The 16,455-nt window shown below is 73.0% G+C and carries 20 protein-coding genes; 16 read left to right on the plus strand and 4 right to left on the minus strand.

Going from position 1 to position 16,455, the window contains the following annotated elements:
- The first annotated feature begins 122 nt into the window (after positions 1-122).
- From V6R91_RS27210 to V6R91_RS27225, 4 genes are read left to right on the plus strand one after another with little or no spacing between them, the layout of a single operon-like run.
- Entirely contained in the window at positions 123-1,034 is a 912-nt protein-coding gene (locus V6R91_RS27210; RefSeq protein WP_336397820.1) for a hypothetical protein, read from the plus strand.
- Positions 1,031-2,290 carry an acylneuraminate cytidylyltransferase gene (locus tag V6R91_RS27215; protein WP_336397821.1) on the plus strand — a complete coding sequence of 420 codons (1,260 nt, stop codon included), beginning with the start codon at positions 1,031-1,033 and terminating at the stop codon, positions 2,288-2,290. The genes V6R91_RS27210 and V6R91_RS27215 overlap by 4 nt, the downstream gene beginning before the upstream one ends.
- The gene (locus V6R91_RS27220) at positions 2,287-3,159 is read left to right on the plus strand and encodes an N-acetylneuraminate synthase family protein (RefSeq protein ID WP_336397823.1); all 873 of its coding nucleotides are present in this window, start codon (positions 2,287-2,289) and stop codon (positions 3,157-3,159) included. The genes V6R91_RS27215 and V6R91_RS27220 overlap by 4 nt, the downstream gene beginning before the upstream one ends.
- Positions 3,156-4,517, plus strand: a complete 1,362-nt coding sequence (locus tag V6R91_RS27225) for a DUF6716 putative glycosyltransferase (RefSeq protein WP_336397824.1) — start codon at positions 3,156-3,158, stop codon at positions 4,515-4,517. Before V6R91_RS27220 ends, V6R91_RS27225 begins: the two co-directional genes overlap by 4 nt.
- On the opposite strand, the gene V6R91_RS27230 is transcribed toward V6R91_RS27225, so the two are convergent.
- A complete protein-coding gene (locus tag V6R91_RS27230) occupies positions 4,436-4,930 on the minus strand; it encodes a hypothetical protein (protein ID WP_336397825.1) in 495 nt (164 codons plus the stop codon). The two genes, V6R91_RS27225 and V6R91_RS27230, sit on opposite strands and share 82 nt — an antisense overlap.
- Positions 4,931-5,205: 275 nt before the next feature.
- Positions 5,206-5,736, minus strand: a complete 531-nt coding sequence (locus V6R91_RS27235; protein WP_336397826.1) for a hypothetical protein — start codon at positions 5,734-5,736, stop codon at positions 5,206-5,208.
- 364 nt (positions 5,737-6,100) lie between these two features.
- Between V6R91_RS27235 and V6R91_RS27240 the strand changes: the two genes are divergently transcribed.
- Genes V6R91_RS27240 through V6R91_RS27255 form a run of 4 tightly spaced genes read left to right on the plus strand, consistent with a single transcriptional unit; the run spans position 6,101 to position 8,861 of the window.
- Positions 6,101-6,466: a TraR/DksA family transcriptional regulator gene (locus V6R91_RS27240; RefSeq protein WP_336397827.1), complete on the plus strand. Its 366-nt coding sequence runs from the start codon at positions 6,101-6,103 to the stop codon at positions 6,464-6,466.
- A gap of 1 nt (position 6,467) precedes the next feature.
- Positions 6,468-6,905: a YchJ family protein gene (locus V6R91_RS27245; RefSeq protein ID WP_336398052.1), complete on the plus strand. Its 438-nt coding sequence runs from the start codon at positions 6,468-6,470 to the stop codon at positions 6,903-6,905.
- Between the two features lie 40 nt (positions 6,906-6,945).
- Positions 6,946-7,722 (plus strand): isocitrate lyase/PEP mutase family protein, encoded by a 777-nt coding sequence (locus V6R91_RS27250; protein WP_336397828.1) that lies wholly within the window; start codon positions 6,946-6,948, stop codon positions 7,720-7,722.
- Positions 7,723-7,772: 50 nt separating this feature from the next.
- Positions 7,773-8,861, plus strand: a complete 1,089-nt coding sequence (locus V6R91_RS27255; RefSeq protein ID WP_336397829.1) for an NAD(P)-binding domain-containing protein — start codon at positions 7,773-7,775, stop codon at positions 8,859-8,861.
- Positions 8,862-8,864: 3 nt separating this feature from the next.
- Here the strand turns inward: V6R91_RS27255 and V6R91_RS27260 are convergent, their stop codons facing one another.
- Positions 8,865-9,446 carry a TetR/AcrR family transcriptional regulator gene (locus V6R91_RS27260; protein WP_336397830.1) on the minus strand — a complete coding sequence of 194 codons (582 nt, stop codon included), beginning with the start codon at positions 9,444-9,446 and terminating at the stop codon, positions 8,865-8,867.
- Positions 9,447-9,514: 68 nt separating this feature from the next.
- Here V6R91_RS27260 and V6R91_RS27265 point away from each other — a divergent pair, with 68 nt between their 5' ends.
- Complete coding sequence (locus V6R91_RS27265; RefSeq protein ID WP_336397831.1) at positions 9,515-9,919, plus strand: VOC family protein; 405 nt, start codon at positions 9,515-9,517, stop codon at positions 9,917-9,919.
- Between the two features lie 114 nt (positions 9,920-10,033).
- A complete protein-coding gene (locus tag V6R91_RS27270; RefSeq protein WP_336397832.1) occupies positions 10,034-10,678 on the plus strand; it encodes an SDR family oxidoreductase in 645 nt (214 codons plus the stop codon).
- Between the two features lie 2 nt (positions 10,679-10,680).
- On the opposite strand, the gene V6R91_RS27275 is transcribed toward V6R91_RS27270, so the two are convergent.
- A complete protein-coding gene (locus V6R91_RS27275; protein WP_336397833.1) occupies positions 10,681-10,974 on the minus strand; it encodes a DUF503 domain-containing protein in 294 nt (97 codons plus the stop codon).
- Positions 10,975-11,102: 128 nt separating this feature from the next.
- Here V6R91_RS27275 and V6R91_RS27280 point away from each other — a divergent pair, with 128 nt between their 5' ends.
- From V6R91_RS27280 to V6R91_RS27305, 6 genes are all read left to right on the plus strand, one after another.
- Positions 11,103-12,152 (plus strand): zinc-dependent alcohol dehydrogenase family protein, encoded by a 1,050-nt coding sequence (locus V6R91_RS27280; protein WP_336397834.1) that lies wholly within the window; start codon positions 11,103-11,105, stop codon positions 12,150-12,152.
- 118 nt (positions 12,153-12,270) lie between these two features.
- Positions 12,271-12,438 (plus strand): hypothetical protein, encoded by a 168-nt coding sequence (locus tag V6R91_RS27285; protein WP_336397835.1) that lies wholly within the window; start codon positions 12,271-12,273, stop codon positions 12,436-12,438.
- A 2-nt stretch (positions 12,439-12,440) separates the two neighbouring features.
- Positions 12,441-13,211, plus strand: a complete 771-nt coding sequence (locus V6R91_RS27290) for a PH domain-containing protein (RefSeq protein ID WP_336397836.1) — start codon at positions 12,441-12,443, stop codon at positions 13,209-13,211.
- Positions 13,212-13,480: 269 nt separating this feature from the next.
- Positions 13,481-14,929: a 30S ribosomal protein S1 gene (gene rpsA / locus V6R91_RS27295; protein ID WP_336397837.1), complete on the plus strand. Its 1,449-nt coding sequence runs from the start codon at positions 13,481-13,483 to the stop codon at positions 14,927-14,929.
- Positions 14,930-15,066: 137 nt separating this feature from the next.
- Positions 15,067-15,636: a GIY-YIG nuclease family protein gene (locus V6R91_RS27300; RefSeq protein ID WP_336397838.1), complete on the plus strand. Its 570-nt coding sequence runs from the start codon at positions 15,067-15,069 to the stop codon at positions 15,634-15,636.
- Positions 15,637-15,740: 104 nt separating this feature from the next.
- Positions 15,741-16,439, plus strand: coding sequence for a hypothetical protein (locus V6R91_RS27305; protein ID WP_336397839.1), 699 nt, complete (start codon positions 15,741-15,743; stop codon positions 16,437-16,439).
- Positions 16,440-16,455 lie beyond the last annotated feature (16 nt).

Below are 16,455 nucleotides of genomic sequence, written 5' to 3' on the forward strand. Positions count from 1 at the left end.
GCGCGCCCACCGGGCCGCGGCACGCGTCGTTCACCCGCCGGACCTCCGTCGGTCGCCTGCCGGCACCCGTCGCGTTCACGTCTCGCGCCCACCGTGGGGAGACAGCGGGGAGAGGAGACGCCATGGGCCGCGAGGACGTGCTGGCGTGGGTGGAGTCGCCGCTCCAGCTCATCGGCGCCGCCGAGTGGGCCGCCGCGCATCGAACGGCGGTCCCGGTCGCCGGGCGCCTCACGGCGCAGATCTCGGCGACCGCCGACGAGCTGCTCGCCCGCGGGGCCGCGTTCGGCGAGCTCGCGCCCTACCTCGGCATCCCGTGGAGCCTGCTCGCCCGCCATGACCACTGGCTCGTGGGCGACGGCTTCTCGGGGCAGTTCCGTCTGGCCGCCGCCGTCCTGCGGCCGCGTCGGATCACGTTCCTCGACGACGGCGGACTCGCCGTCGCGTTCGCCGACACGCTCTTGGGCCGGCGCCCGTACGCGCGGCCGCACGTCGACGAGCGAGGTCTCACGACGATGGTCGCCCCGCTGGCCGCGGAGCTGGTGCACCGTCGCGCCGCGGCGCGGCGGGTGAGCGTGTTCACCGCCTTCGACCTGGGCGGGGACCGCTTCGACGCGCTGGCCGACCGCGGCTTCGGCATCCGTCGACACGATTTCTCCTGGACGCGCGCGACGGCGCCCGCCGCGCCCGAGCTCGGGCCGCGCATCGTGCTCGGCAGTGCGCTGCCGGTCGACGGCCGCATGATGCTGGTGGACTACCTGCGCTGGGTGCGGGATGCCACGGCCGGCGCCGCGGTCTATCTGCCGCATCGCCGCGAGTCGCAGGAGCAGCTCGACGCCGTCGCGACGCTGCCCGGGGTGCGGATCCATACGACAGGGCTGCCGGTCGAGCTGGTGCTCGCGGGCGCCCGCGAGGCGCTGGACGTCCATACGCTGCCGTCGAGCACCGCTACGACGCTTCCGCTGGTGCTGGCGGGCACGGGCGCCGTCGTGCGCACGGGCGCCGCGCGGCCCTCCGCGCGAAGGGCGGCCGCATGAGCGAGGCCGTCGCGATCATCCCCGCGCGGGGCGGGTCGAAGGGCATCCTGCGCAAGAACCTGCAGCGCGTGGGCGGGGTGCCGCTGGTGGCGCGCGCCGTCGACGCCGCTCGCCGATGCCCCGCCATCGACCGCGTGGTGGTGACCACCGACGACGCCGACATCGCCGCCGTCGCCGCCGAGTGGGGCGCCGAGATCGTCGAGCGCCCCGCCGACCTCTCGGGCGACGAGGCCGGCTCCGAGAGCGCGCTGCTGCACGCCCTCGACGTGCTCGAGGCGCGGCGGGTGGATGCGGGGATCGTGGCCTTCCTGCAGGCGACGTCGCCGTTCCTCGACGTCGACGCGCTGACCACCGCGGTGCAGCTCGTGCGTTCCCGCCGGCGCGACAGCGTCTTCTCCGCGGTCGAGACCTACGGGTTCCTGTGGCGGAAGGGCGGCGGGGGCGCGGCGGAGGCCATCAACCACGACGCCGACGTGCGCCCGCGCCGCCAGGACCGCGATCCGCACCACCTCGAGACGGGCGGCTTCTACGTCCTGCGGGCCTCCGGTCTCCGCGCCGCTCGCCACCGCTTCTTCGGCAGCATCGGCATCGTCGAGGTCGACCCGCGCACGGCGATCGAGATCGACAGCCTCCAGGAGCTCGAGACGGCCCGCGCGGTCGCCGGCCTGATCGACCGGGCGCCCGACGGCCACGGCGCGGCGATCCCTGTCGACGCCGTCGTCACCGACTTCGACGGCGTGCACACCGATGACCGGGTGCGGGTCGATCAGGACGGCATCGAGTCGGTCGCCGTCAGCAGGTCCGACGGCATGGGCGTGTCGCTGCTGCGTGCGGCCGGCATCCCCTTCCTCATCCTCTCCACCGAGGCGAACCCGGTCGTCGCCGCGCGCGGCCGCAAGCTCGGCGTCGAGGTGCGGCAGGGAGCGGCCGACAAGGCGGCCGTCCTGCGCGACTGGGCGAAGGGGCGCGGCATCCCGCTCTCCCGCATCGCCTATCTCGGCAACGACGTCAACGACCTCTCCTGCCTCGAGCTCGTCGGGTGGCCGGTCGCCGTCCCCGACGCGCACCCGCTCGTGCTCTCCGCCGCGCGCGTCGTCCTCGACCGGCCCGGGGGCTCCGGCGCCGTCCGGGACCTCGCCGAGCGCGTGCTCGCCGGACGCAGCCCCGCGACGCCCGCAGGAGCACCCCGACAGGTCCACGAACACGCCGCCGATGCGGCATCCGATCACCCCACCGCACCACTGGAGGCCTCATGACCGTCACCATCGGATCCCGCGTCGTCGGGGGCGGACGCCCCGCCTACGTCATCGCCGAGATCGGACTGAACCACAACGGCGACGTCGAGCTCGCCAAGCGGCTCATCGACGTCGCCGCCGACGCCGGCGCGGACGCGGTGAAGTTCCAGAAGCGCACCCCCGAGATCGCGACGCCCGAGCACATGCGCGACGTCGCCCGCGAGACCCCGTGGGGCACGATGTCGTACCTCGAGTACCGCCGGCGCGTGGAGTTCGACCGGGATCAGTACATCGAGATCTCCGATCACGCGCTGCTGCGCGGCCTCGAGTGGTTCGCCTCGCCGTGGGACGTGCCGAGCATCGCGTTCCTCGAGGACCTCGGCGTCGTCGCCCACAAGGTGGCGTCGGCATCGGTGACCGACCGCGAGCTGCTGGAGGCGCTGCGCGACACCGGCAAGCCCGTGATCCTCTCCACCGGCATGTCGACGATCGAGCAGATCGACGCGGCGATCGACATCGTGGGAACCGACCGCCTGCTGCTGATGCACGCCACCTCGACCTACCCGATGGAGCCTGCCGAGGCGAACCTGCGCATGATCCCGACGCTGCGCGACCGGTATCCGGGCGTGCCCGTCGGGTACTCGGGGCACGAGCGCGGGCTGCAGATCTCGCTCGCCGCGGTCGCCCTCGGCGCGGTGGCCGTCGAGCGGCACATCACCCTCGACCGCACCATGTGGGGCTCGGACCACGCGGCGTCGCTCGAGCCGACGGGCCTCGCGCACCTCGTGCGCGACATCCGCGTCATCGAAGCCGCGCTCGGCGACGGCGTCAAGCGCGTGTACCCCGGCGAGCTCGCGCCGATGGCGAAGCTGCGCCGCGTGCCGGCGTGACGGCGACGACCGGCGACGGCGCGCGGCTGCGGATCGTCGCGATCGCCGACACCGACTCGTACGTGAAGTGGGCCGCGGCGCTGCTCGGCGGCGTCGCGGACCGGTGGGATGCCTCGCTCCTGGTGCTCGAGACGCCGCTCGTGGTCAGCGCACCGCAGCTGCGCGCGGCGCTCCGGGGCAGCGGCCTGGATCGTGACCGGGTCGAGCGCGTGACGTACGACGGGCTCGCCGCGCGGCTGTCGGAGCTGCGCGCCGACGTCGTCGTCCTCGGTGCGCGCGGGCCGCTCGTCCGTGTGCTCGCCCGGGATGTCGCCGCCCTGGCGCCGCGTCCTGTCGTGGTCACGGGGCTGCCCGGGATCGCGATCCCCGCCACGCGCAAGGCCGTCGTGTACCGCCTGCAGTGCGACCTGTTCGTGGTGCACTCCCGACGCGAGCTGCGCGAGTTCGCCGCCCTGTCGGCACGCACCGGCTACGCGCACCGCTACGCCCTCGCGACGCTGCCGTTCGCACGCGGCGCGGCGGTGGCGGGGACAGGCGCGCGCGATGAGCGCGGGGCGACGGGCGGCACCGACCTCGTCTTCGCCCCGCAGGCCAAAGTGCCCGCCGACCGCTCCGACCGACTCGGGATCGCGCGGCTCATGGTGCGGGCGGCCGTCGCCGATCCGTCGCGGCGGGTGGTAGTGAAGCTGCGGGCCGCGAGCGGGGAGCACCAGACCCACCTCGAGCAGGACGGATACCCCGAGCTGCTCGCCTCGCTGGGGCCGCTGCCGCCCAACCTCGTCACCTCGACGGGCCCGATGGGGGAGGCGCTCTCGACCGCCGAGGGGCTCGTGACGGTCAGCTCGACCGCCGCGATCGAGGCGGTCGCCCGCGGCATCCCCGTCATCGCGCTGGACACCTACGGAGTGTCGCCGCAGCTGATCAACGAGACGCTCGCCGAGGCGGATCTGCTGGCCTCCGAGCACGACGTCGTCGCGCGGCGGTTCCGCCATCCCGCCCCCGAGTGGCTCGACGACAACTACTTCCACGATCCGGCCGAGGACGACTGGGCCGACCGGGTCGAGGAGCTGGTCACGGCGCGCCGGGCCGGGATGCTGCCGGGGCGCGCCGCCTTCGCACGGCGCGGCGGCGCCCTCCGCGATGCGTGGGAGCGGAAGGTCGCCCTCGGACGCGGCGACACCTCTCCGGCGGGTGCGGTCGCCCTCGTCATCGGCGTGCCGCTGCGGGCGCTCGCGCGTCTCGCCGGCCGGCTGCGCGCTGCCATCGGGTTCGGCGCTCAGCAGCCCGCCGCGGAGGAGTCCTCGGCGCACGTCCGGTCGACGAGCGCTGTGCGCGCCTCGACGATGCGGACGCCGTAGCCCGGCCCGGCCGCGCGGACGACACCCGGCACGGCGTGCCACGCGCCGCTGCCGAAGTCGACGGATGCCGCGTACTCGACGGTCACCGACACGTCGTAGGTGCCGCGCTCCCGGTACACGTGGCTCGTCGCGGTCGGCGTGAACTGCCCCTGTCCGAGCGACGTCCACGACGCGCCCCCGGTCGTGGAGCGTCCGACGGTGCCGTCGCCGTGGTCGAACACGTACGCGGTCGGCAGGAACCGCACCGTCACGTCCCAGCCCAGCACGGTCCCCGGGATGCGCTCCTCGGATGCCGTCGCCACCAGGTTCGTCGGCATGCCCACGACCCCGAAGCCGGCCGGCTCGCCGCCGAGGGTCGGCGGCGAGGGGCGGAACGAGGCGAGATCGGCGAGCGTCACGTCGGGGATCCCCACCACGCTGTACTCGATGCAGCGGTTCAGCGGCCCGCAGTCCTCGGGCGGCGCGGGGGAGGGATGATCGGGTGTCAGATTGACGCCGTCTTGCGAGGGCGCCCTATTCGCATTGTCACGGCTTCCGCGTTCATGCCGATCTCCAGCAAGATCGACCTGGGTTCCGTCATTCGATGCACAGACGCCCGTCCAGCTGCTGTCGCTGTAGCAGCCGCCTTGGCCGGCGCTAGCCAGCGAGGGAGTCGCAACGCTCGCGATGACGAGCGTGGCCGTAAGAGCTAGCCGCCACATTGGTGGCTGCTCCCTCCGATATTCGAGATAAGCAACCCTGTGTCGGATGCCGAGACTGTCACCAGCGTCACGCGACTCGCCTGAGCGGTCGGGCGGTCCGTTGCGACGACAGAGGCGCCGTTCTCATCCACGACGTCTACCGCGCTGACGTCGGAGCACACGTGCAGGGTTACAACCCCGGAGTATCGATCCGCGCTGCCCAAGTCCAGCGACTGAATCGCGGTGTCGCCGCTCACACGCCATCCGTCGGCGTGCATTGTTGTCAACGACCGCCGCTCGCCGGCATTGGCCTCGCCGGTCGTCCACTCGTAGACGCCCTCGAACGTCTCCGGGTCGCTCAGATCGACCTGGTTCAGCGCATCCACGTACGCCCGGTAGGTCTCCTCGGCGGCGGCGAAGGCTTCTTCCTCGGTGGAGAAGGCCGCCGTGGGAGTAGGCGTGGCGGGCTCGGGGGTCGTGCACCCGGACAGGGCGAGCAGCACCGCAGTGCCGATGACTGCGAGCGCGCGATTCCTCACGCCCCCACGGTAACCGGCACGCAGCGAGCGGCTCGCGAGTTATCCACACCCGAAGACAGAGAAGCCGGCGATCACGACGGGGGCTCGGATCGCCGGCTTCGGGCGGGTCCGCGGGAAGCCGGCGCTAGGGGGACGCACGGTCCGGGCGAGACGCATCGCCGTTCGGTGCACGAGACGAAACCGGACAGCTCCGCCTCGTGAACGCAACCATGGTGGCACTCCCGCCTGGGAGCCGGCCATGCCTCCGCCGTGCAAACACCGGACGCGCGCGCGGGCACTGCCGGGGCGCCGCCACGCGGCCGCGCCGGGATCGTCCACGGCACGCCGCCGCGGCGGTCGCGGCATCCGGGCGTATCCTCGTGCGATGACCACCGCCGCGGGCCGGCGCGAGCTGCGCGCGCTCCTCGACGAGCTGCACGACGCGGCGTCGGCCCGCCTGGCCACGCTGGACGACACGCTCGCCGAGCTCCGCGCCGACCGCGGTGCCGATGTCGCCGACGACGAGCACGACCCCGAGGGTGTCACGCTGTCGGGCGAGTGGGCGCGCGCCGTCGGTCTGGCCGAGGCCGCGCGCAGGGAGATCGGGGAGATCGACGAGGCTGTCCGGCGCTGGGAGGCGGGCACCTACGGGGTCTGCGTGGACTGCGGGCGAGGCATCCCGATCGCGCGCCTCCGGGCGCGCCCCTTCGCGACCCGCTGCGTCTCGTGCGCCGAGAAGGCGGGTGCGTGACATGCCGTCCGGCGCCGCCCGCGGCGGGCCGGGAACCGGCTTCCCGCGCGTCGCAAACACCGACCCCTGCCCGTGCGGCAGCGGAGACGCTTTCGGCGGATGCTGCGCTCCGCTGCTGCGCGGGACTCCGGCCCCGACGGCCGAGCGCCTCATGCGCTCGCGCTACACCGCTTTCGTCGTCGGAGACGAGCGTCACCTGTTCGACACGTGGCATCCGGGCACCCGGCCCGAGGAGCTGACCCTCGACCCCGCGCAGCGCTGGACGGGCCTGGAGATCATCGAGGTGGACGCCGGGGCGGAGGGCGACAAGCGCGGGATCGTCGAGTTCCGCGCCGGCTGGCGGTCCGGCGCCGAGCGTGGCGTGCTGCACGAGCGCAGCCGGTTCGTCACGCAGAGCGGGCGGTGGTGGTACCTGGACGGACGCATCGATCCGGGCTGACCGGGCCGCGGCATGCTCGGGCGCCGATAGCGTGAAACCCATGACCACTCACGCCGAGAAAGCACTGACCCTCGCCCGGCTGCACGCCGCCCCCGAGATCCTGCGCCTGGTGAACGTCTGGGATGCCGTGTCGACCCGGACCATCGCCGCGCTCCCCGAGACGCGGGCCATCGCGACCGCCGGGCACTCGATCGCCGCGTCGTTCGGCTACCGTGACGGCACCATCCCCCTCGACGTCTCCCTCGACATGCTCGGCCGCATCGTCGAGGCCGCCGGCGACCTGCCGGTGAGCGCCGACCTCGACGCCGGCTACGACGACGCGGGCGAGACCGTCCGCCGGGCGATCGGCGTGGGTGTGGTGGGCGGCAACGTCGAGGACCGGCTGCGGCCCCTCGACGAAGCCGTCGCGGCCGTGAAGGCCATCGTCGCCGCCGGTGAGGCCGAGGGCGTGCCGTTCGTGCTCAACGCCCGCACCGACGCCTTCGTGCGTGCGGGGGACCGGCCCGTGGAGGAGTCGATCGCGGACGCGATCGAGCGCGGGCGCGCCTACCTCGACGCCGGCGCCGACCTCGTGTTCGTACCGGGAGTGCTGAACGCCGACGTCACCCGGCAGCTCGTGGACGGCATCGGGGAGCGCAAGATCAGCGTCATCGGCCTGCCCGGCGCCCTCTCGTCGACGGAGTACGAGCAGCTCGGGGTCGCTCGCATCTCGTACGGCCCGACGACGCAGCGCGTGGCGCTGACGGCGCTGCAGGACACCGCGGCCGATCTCTACCGGGGTGGCGTCATCCCGTCGTCGACGCGCGCCCTCAACTGACACCGGCCCGGCCCGGGAATCCCCTCGGGCCGGGGAAGGTTGTCGGGGGTATGGAGCCCGCACCCGTCGACGTCGTCGTGATCGGCGCCGGGCAGGCTGGCCTGTCCGCCGCCTACCACCTGCAGCGGCGCGGCTTCGTGCCGCTCGCGCGAGCGGCGGCCTCCGATCCGTCGTTCGTCGTCCTCGACGCTGACGTGCGGCCGGGCGGCGCGTGGCAGCACCGGTGGGCGTCGCTGCGCATGGCGACGGTCAACGGCATTCACGAGCTGCCGGGCTTCCCGGTTCCGCCCGCCGACCCGGCGGCCGCCAGCCGCGACGTCCTGCCGGCGTACTTCGCCGCGTACGAGGAGCGCTTCGCGCTCGACGTGCTCCGCCCGGTGAGGGTGAGGGCGGTGCGACGCGCCGACTCGGACGGCCGCCTCGTGGTCGAGAGCGACAGCGGCTCCTGGGCCGCAAGGCACGTCGTCAACGCCACCGGCACGTGGCGACGTCCCTTCTGGCCGCACTATCGCGGGCAGGAGCGGTTCCGCGGCCGGCAGCTCCACGTCGCGGACTACGTCTCGGCGGAGGAGTTCCGCGGCAAGCGTGTCGTGATCGTCGGCGCCGGGATCTCGGCCGTGCAGCTGCTCGACGAGATCTCGCACATGGCCGACACGTTCTGGGTCACCCGGCGGGAACCCCACTGGGTCGACGAGGACTTCGACGTCCCCGCCCGCGTCGCCGCCATCGCCGGGGTCGAGGATCGGGTCCGTCGCGGTCTGCCGCCGGGCAGCGTCATCTCGGTGACGGGCATGCACTGGACGCCGTGGGCGCGCGCCGCCGAGGCGCGTGGCGTGCTCGTGCGCCATCCGATGTTCACCGGGATCGAGGAGCACGGCGTGCGCATGCCGGACGGGTCCTTCGAGCCGGCCGATGCGATCCTGTGGGCCACGGGCTTCCGGCCTGCGCTCGACCACCTCGCCCCGCTGCGGCTGCGCACCCCCGAGGGAGGCGTCCGCGTCGAGAACGGCCGGTCGATCGACGAGCCACGGCTGTTCCTCATCGGCTACGGACCGTCGCAGTCGACGGTCGGCGCCAATCGCGCCGGGCGCGACGCGGTGCGGGCGATCGTCGCCGAGCGCGAGGCGCTCGCCGCCTGATCCTCAGCGGGGCGCGACGGCGTCCAGAAGCAGGTCGAGGGCGTCATGCGCGGACGCCCGGGCCCGGGCGTCGCCCGGCCCGTCAGCCAGCCACAGCGCCGCCTCGTTCATGGCGCCGCTCAGCTGGCGGGTCACGGCGTCGACGAGACCCGGCGGAACGGTGCCGAGCGCCGCGATCGCCTCGCGCAGCTCACGCCCCGCGGCTTGCGCGTCGAGCTCCCGCCACTGCGCCCACCCCAGGACGGCGGGTGCGTCGACGAGGAGCACGCGCACCGCGCGATCGTCGGTGATCGCGTCGAGGAAGGCATGGCTTCCGGCGCGCAGCTGGTCCGCGGCATCCGTCTCGCTCTCCGCCGCCGCGACGACCCGCGCGGCGATCTCGCCCTGCAGCCGCTCGGCGACGGCGCGGAACAGCCCGGGCTTGCTCCCGTAGTGGTGGTAGACGGCCCCGCGGGTGACGCGCGCGCGGCGGGCGATGTCGTCGACGGATGCCGCGGCGAAGCCATCCGCGGCGAAGCGCTCCTGCGCCGCCTCGAGCACGCGGCGTGAAGTCTCGGCGGCGTCGGCAGCACTTGCTCGGGGCATGGGTTCCTTTACGTGCGTGGTGTATGTATCGTTGCTTACGAACTCATCGTATGTAAAGGGGCCGGCCGATGGAGACGATGACGAGCTTCTACCCGGTGGTCATGACGACGGATGCCGCGGCCGCCGCGCGCTTCTTCGAGGAGCGCTTCGGCTTCACGCGGACGTTCGCGGCCGACTGGTACGTCAGCCTCGTGCGGGACGGAGCAGAGCTGGCGTTCCTCGCGAGCGACCACGACTCGATCCCGGCAGGCTTCGGCGCGCCGGTGCGGGGCGTGCTGCTGAACGTGGAGGTCGACGACGCGCGGGCGGCGTACGAGCGCCTGGTCACCGCTGGCGGAGCGGAATGCGTGCTGGCGCTGCGCGACGAGCCGTTCGGACAGCGGCACTTCATCCTCGCCGCACCCGGCGGCGTGCTCGTAGACGTCATCGAGCCGATCGAGCCCTCGGAGGAGTTCGCCGCGGCGTTCGCGTGAGCAGCGACCGCGACGGTGCCGGGAGGGGCGGCCTGCGTGCGCCCGCGGACCGGAGGCGGTGACCCGGCCGATGGCCCGCTGGCGTAGCGTGGGTGGTCCGACGGAGGGAGTCCCATGGCCCGCATCCTGATCCTCGGTGGCCACGGCAGGGTCGCGCTGCTGCTCGAGCCGCTGCTGGTGTCGCGAGGACACACCGTGACCGCGGTGATCCGCAACCCCGACCATGCCGCCGAGGTCGCGGCGACCGGCGCGCAGGCGCTCGTCGCCGACATCGAGACCTTCGACCTCGACCAGCTGACCAACCTCGTCGCGGGGAACGACGTCGTCGTGTGGTCCGCCGGCGCCGGCGGAGGAGACCCGGCGCGCACGTACGCCGTCGACCGGGATGCGGCGATCCGCTCGATGGACGCCGCCGCGGCCGCGGGCGCGCTGCGGTACGTGATGGTGTCGTGGATCGGCTCCCGGCAGGACCACGGCGTCGCCCGCGACAGCTCGTTCTTCCCGTACGCCGACGCGAAATGGGCCGCCGACGCGCACCTCGCGCAGAGCGGCCTCGACTGGACCATCCTGGCCCCGGGGACGCTGACGCTCGACCCGCCCACCGGACGCATCGCGATCGACCCCGAGGGCTCCGGCGAGGTGCCGCGTGCCGACGTCGCGGCGGTGATCGCGGCGGCGATCGCGGACGACTCGACCATCGGCCGCACCATCCGCTTCGGAGCCGGGGACGAGGCCATCGGCCACGCGGTGGCCGGCTGAGCTCAGTCCTCGCTCGAATGCAGCCCGCGGTGGGCCGAGAGCAGGGTCACCTCGGGCCGCTCGGCCACCAGCCGCTCGGCGTGGTCGAGGACGTCGCGCACGTGCGACGCCCCGGATGCCACGACCGACACGCCGATCTGGGCGCGTCGGTGCAGGTCGTGCTCGCCGACCTCGGCCGCGGCCGCCTCGGTGCGGCGGCTGAGCTCGGCGATCAGCGGCCGCAGCACGCTGCGCTTCTCCTTCAGCGATCGCACGTCGCCCAGGAGCAGGTCGAACTCGATCCATCCGATCCACATGGGTACATGCTGACAGGGGGCGGGCCCGGGACGCCCTATCGTCGGGACGTCTCGCGTCTCGCGTCTCGCGTCTCGCGTCGAGCGGCAGCGCAGCCCGCCGCCCCACCGGGGCCCTTAGGCTCGGACGCATGCTCGCCACCGTCATCCACGCAGCCCGAGACATCCGCGTCGAGTCCGTCCCCGATCCGGTGCTGTCCACCGGCGGCGATGCGATCGTCCGCGTCGTCGCCGCCTGTGTGTGCGGCTCTGACCTCTGGCCGTACCGCGGCGTGACCCCGACGACCGAGCCGCACCGGATCGGCCACGAGTTCGTCGGCGTGGTCGAGGAGGTCGGCCCCGACGTGAGGATCGTGCGTCCCGGCGACTTCGTGATCGCGCCGTTCTACGTGTGCGACGGCACCTGCGCGAACTGCCGCAACGGCGTCAGCACCTCTTGCCTCACCGGCGGCTGGTGGGGGAGCGACGACCGCTTCGGCGGCTTCGCCGACGGCGGCCAGGGCGAGCGCGTCCGCGTGCCGCTCGCGGACGGCACCCTCGCCGTCGTCCCGGGACCGGTGGCCGACGACGAGATCCCCGGTCTGCTCACGCTCAGCGACGTCATGGGCACCGGCCACCACGCCGCCGTCTCTGCCGGAGTCCGGCCCGGCGACAGCGTCGCGGTCGTCGGCGACGGCGCGGTGGGACTGTGCGCGATCATCGCGGCCAAGCGGCTGGGCGCCGGGACCATCATCGCGATGTCGCGCCACCCGCAGCGACAGGCGCTCGCCCGCGAGCTCGGCGCCACCCTCATCGTGCAGGAGCGCGGCGATGCGGGCGTCGAGGCCGTCCGTGAGCTCACCGACGGCGTCGGCGCAGACCGCGTGCTCGAGTGCGTCGGCACCAAGGAGTCGATGGATCAGGCCCTGCGCTCCACCCGGCCCGGCGGGATGGTCGGATACGTGGGCGTGCCCAACGGCGGCCCCGAGCTGCCGGTGCGTGAGATGTTCGGTCGCAACGTCGGGGTCAACGGCGGCGTCGCGCCGGTCCGCGGCTACATCGAGGAGCTGCTGCCCGACGTCCGCTCGGGCGCGATCCGGCCCGGGCGCGTGTTCGACCTCGTGCTCCCGCTGTCGGAGGCCGCCGAGGCGTATGCCGCGATGGACGAACGACGCGCCGTCAAGGTGCTCCTGCGGCCGTGAGCAGGGACGCGCGCAGCGGCCGATCCGGTGCGCCGGCGATCCGCGACGCGCCCGCGCGCCTGCGCGCGACCGGCCGCGCGTGCGGTAGAACAGCAGAAGTCGAAGGGACACCCGAACCGTGAAGCTCGTCAAGCGCATCGTGCTGCTGCTCGTCATCGCGTTCGCGGTCTTCTACCTCATCACCAGGCCGCAGGACGCGGCGAACGCCGTGCAGGGCGCCATCGGTGCGGTGTGGGGTGCGGGTGCCGCCGTGGTCGACTTCTTCGTGGCCCTCGCCCAGGGCTGACCGTGTTCGATCCGCGGATCGACAAGCACCTGATCACCGATCAGGGGGAGCGGATCGTCGACGAGGTGCGCAAGCACTGGGCCGCCAGCGCCTCGGCCGCGCTCGAGCTGTTCGCCGGCATCGTCGTGCTGCTCCTGACGTTCTCCGTCCCCGCGCAGGCGTGGTGGGTGCCCGCGGTGCTCGGCGGCGCGGCGATGGTGCACGCCGTCTGGCGCCTCTTCGAACAGCACACCGACCGGTTCGTGATCACCAACATGCGGGTGTTCCGCGTGCACGGCATCGTGTCGCAGCGCATCGCGACGATGCCGCTCACGCGCATCCTCGACATCTCGGTGCACAAGCCCGCCATCGGCCGCATCTTCGGCTATGGGCACTTCGTCTTCGAATCGGCCGCCCAGGAGCAGGGCCTTCGCGACATCCGCTACGTGGGCGATCCCGACGGACGCGGTCTGACGATCCAGCGGGTGATCCAGCAGGCGGGCCTGCGCGGCGCCGCCGGGCGGCCCGACTTCGCCGGCGCGCCGATGATGCCCGCTCCGCAGCCGCCGCCCGCCGCGTCGCTCACCACCGCCGAGACTGCGCACGAGACCCATGCCACGGCGCCGGTGCCCGAGGTCCGGCACGCCGCCGCGGCCTCGGGGTGGGACTGGCTCGCCGAGGCGCAGCGGCGCGAGGACGAGCGGCTGGCGCAGCTGCGCGGAGAGCCCGCCCCTGCCGCCGAGGCCTTCGATCCCGACCGCACCAGCACCGCGCCGATCGACCTGCCGCGGTGAGCCGCGGGTCGCCGGCGGCGCCCGAGCCGCGCTTCGCGGGAACATCGCGGGCGACCCCGTCGTTCTGATACCCTGGATCGTCACTCGTGTGGCTGTTTCGCCACGCCTGAGTACCGGTTCGCGCCGGTGACCGGACCCCGCAAGGGCCGGGTGGCATCGCTTTACACAATCCGCTTCGCCTCGGTTCGAGGCATCCGTTCGCGCTCGCGTGGCCGGCTGCCGCTGAAAGCCGCGGCCCGACTCCCAACCCAACAAGGACAACCCACTACATGACTAGCGCAACGACCGCCACGGCCACCAAGCAGGTCGCGATCAACGACATCGGCTCTGCTGAGGACTTCCTGGCCGCGGTCGAGAAGACTCTGAAGTTCTTCAACGACGGCGACCTGATCGAGGGCACCGTGGTGAAGATCGACCGCGACGAGGTCCTCCTCGACGTCGGCTACAAGACCGAGGGTGTCATCCCCTCGCGCGAGCTCTCCATCAAGCACGACGTCGACCCCAACGAGGTCGTCAAGGTCGGCGACGAGGTCGAAGCCCTCGTTCTCCAGAAGGAGGACAAGGAAGGCCGCCTCATCCTCTCCAAGAAGCGTGCGCAGTACGAGCGCGCGTGGGGCGACGTCGAGAAGATCAAGGAGAACGACGGTGTGGTCACCGGCTCCGTGATCGAGGTCGTCAAGGGCGGTCTGATCGTCGACATCGGCCTGCGCGGCTTCCTCCCCGCCTCGCTCATCGAGCTCCGCCGCGTCCGCGACCTCACGCCGTACCTCGGCCAGGAGATCGAGGCGAAGATCCTCGAGCTCGACAAGAACCGCAACAACGTGGTGCTCTCGCGCCGCGCGCTGCTCGAGCAGACGCAGTCCGAGTCGCGCACGACGTTCCTCAACAACCTCCACAAGGGCCAGGTCCGCAAGGGCACGGTCTCGTCGATCGTCAACTTCGGTGCGTTCGTCGACCTCGGTGGCGTCGACGGTCTCGTCCACGTCTCGGAGCTGTCGTGGAAGCACATCGAGCACGCGTCCGAGGTCGTCGAGGTGGGCCAGGAGGTCACCGTCGAGATCCTCGAGGTCGACCTGGACCGCGAGCGCGTCTCGCTGTCGCTCAAGGCGACCCAGGAGGACCCGTGGCAGGTCTTCGCCCGCACGCACGCGATCGGCCAGGTCGCGCCGGGCAAGGTCACCAAGCTCGTTCCGTTCGGCGCGTTCGTGCGCGTCGCGGACGGCATCGAGGGCCTCGTGCACATCTCGGAGCTGTCGGGCAAGCACGTCGAGCTCGCCGAGCAGGTCGTGTCGGTCGGTGAAGAGGTCTTCGTCAAGATCATCGACATCGACCTCGAGCGTCGCCGCATCTCGCTCTCGCTCAAGCAGGCGAACGAGTCGGTCGACCCCAACGGCACCGAGTTCGACCCGGCCCTCTACGGCATGGTCACGGAGTACGACGAGAACGGGGAGTACAAGTACCCCGAGGGCTTCGACCCCGAGACCAACGCGTGGCTCGACGGCTTCGACGAGCAGCGCGAGAAGTGGGAGCAGGAGTACGCCGCCGCCCACGCTCGCTGGGAGGCCCACAAGGCCGCCGTCACGAAGGCTCTCGAGGCCGAGGCTGCCGCCCCGGCCGAGACCGGCTCGTCGACCTTCTCGTCCGACAGCAGCCCGGTGGGCACGCTGGCCGACGACGAGGCGCTCGCCGCTCTGCGCGAGAAGCTCTCGGGTCGCTGATCCCGGGCTGAGCCCCGCGGTTCGCTGAACCTCTGGTCGAAGGGCCGTCACCTGCCGGTGGCGGCCCTTTCGCCTGCCTGCCGGGCATCCGCCGTCGCCTCGGCAGCGGCGTCGGTGGTCCTGGGTAGTGTCGCGGTGTGCCCGTGAACCCCGCTCCCGTCCGCTGCGCCGTGGATGACGACGGATGCCGCGGCCCGGTGCCCGCCGGCGCTCCGGTGCCGCTGTGCGAGGCCCACCTGGCGATGGCGGGGGAGTGGGCCGGGGTAAAGTACGGTCTCACCGACGTGCTGCCGTCGCCCTGCCTGCTCTGCGGGTCGCGCCTGGGAGTGCACTACGCATCAGGATGGCTGTGCGCGGTGTGCGAGTGGCGCCAGGGCGAGATACCCGACGGCGAGCTGGCGCCCCCGCGCGTGGACGTCGTCTACTACCTCGGCTACGCCGACCGCATCAAGATCGGAACGAGCTCGAACCCGAGGCAGCGCCTGTCGGCGATCTGGCACGACGAGCTCCTCGCCTTCGAACGCGGCGGGCGCGCGCTCGAGCAGCGTCGGCACGCGCAGTTCGCGGCCGACCGCCACCCGCGCACGGAGTGGTTCCGACGCTCCGAAGCCCTCACCGCCCACATCGCCGTGCTCGCCGCCGGGGTCGACGACCCGTGGGATCAGCACGCCCGGTGGCTGAGCGAGGCGCTCGCCGCGCGCGGGTAGGAACCCTACGCTGGGCGGACGGCGGCGGTCGACCCTCCAGCCCGCTCAGAGGAACCGCCTCTAGCGTGTGAGACACCGCACCACCCCGCAGGACGGAGCAGACCATGGGATTCCTCGATCGACTCTTCGGAGGCTCGGACGACGCACGCCAGGCCCCGCCGGTGCCGCAGAACTCCTACGGCGGGCAGACTCCGCCGTCCCGGCCGGGCATGCAGCCGCCGCGCAGCCAGGACGAGATCGCGGTCGAGCGCTACCGCTACCTGCTGCGGACGGCGCCGCCCGAGACGATCGAACAGGTGCACGCGGAGGCCTTCGCGAAGCTCACCGAGCCGCAGCGGCAGCAGGTGCTCGCCGAGCTCTCCGCGGGCCTGCCGCCGTACGAGCAGCCTCGGTCGACCGACCCGCAGGCGATGGCGCGGGCCGCGACGCGGGCCGAGTACCAGAACCCCGGCTTCATGGAGCGCACACTCGGGCCGCAGCGACAGGGCGGCGGCCCCTCGTTCGGGTCGATGCTCGGCTCGTCGATCCCCGGCACCGTCGTCGGCTACGTCATCGGCTCCGCGCTCGTGAGCTCGTTCCTGGCACCCGGCATGGCCTACGACCAGGGCTACCAGGACGGCTCGGCCGCCGAGGACGGCTCCGGCGACGGCGGGGGAGACACCGGAGCGGATGCCGCGGGCGATGCCGGGGCGGGCGACGCCGGCTGGGGCGACCCCGGCTCCGGGTGGGGCGGCGACGCGGCCGGCGACATGGGCGGATTCGGAGACATGGGCGGCGACTTCGGCGGCGACTTCGGGTTCTGACCCCTCGCGGGGCGTT

The organism is Microbacterium sp. CCNWLW41 (genome assembly GCF_037083505.1).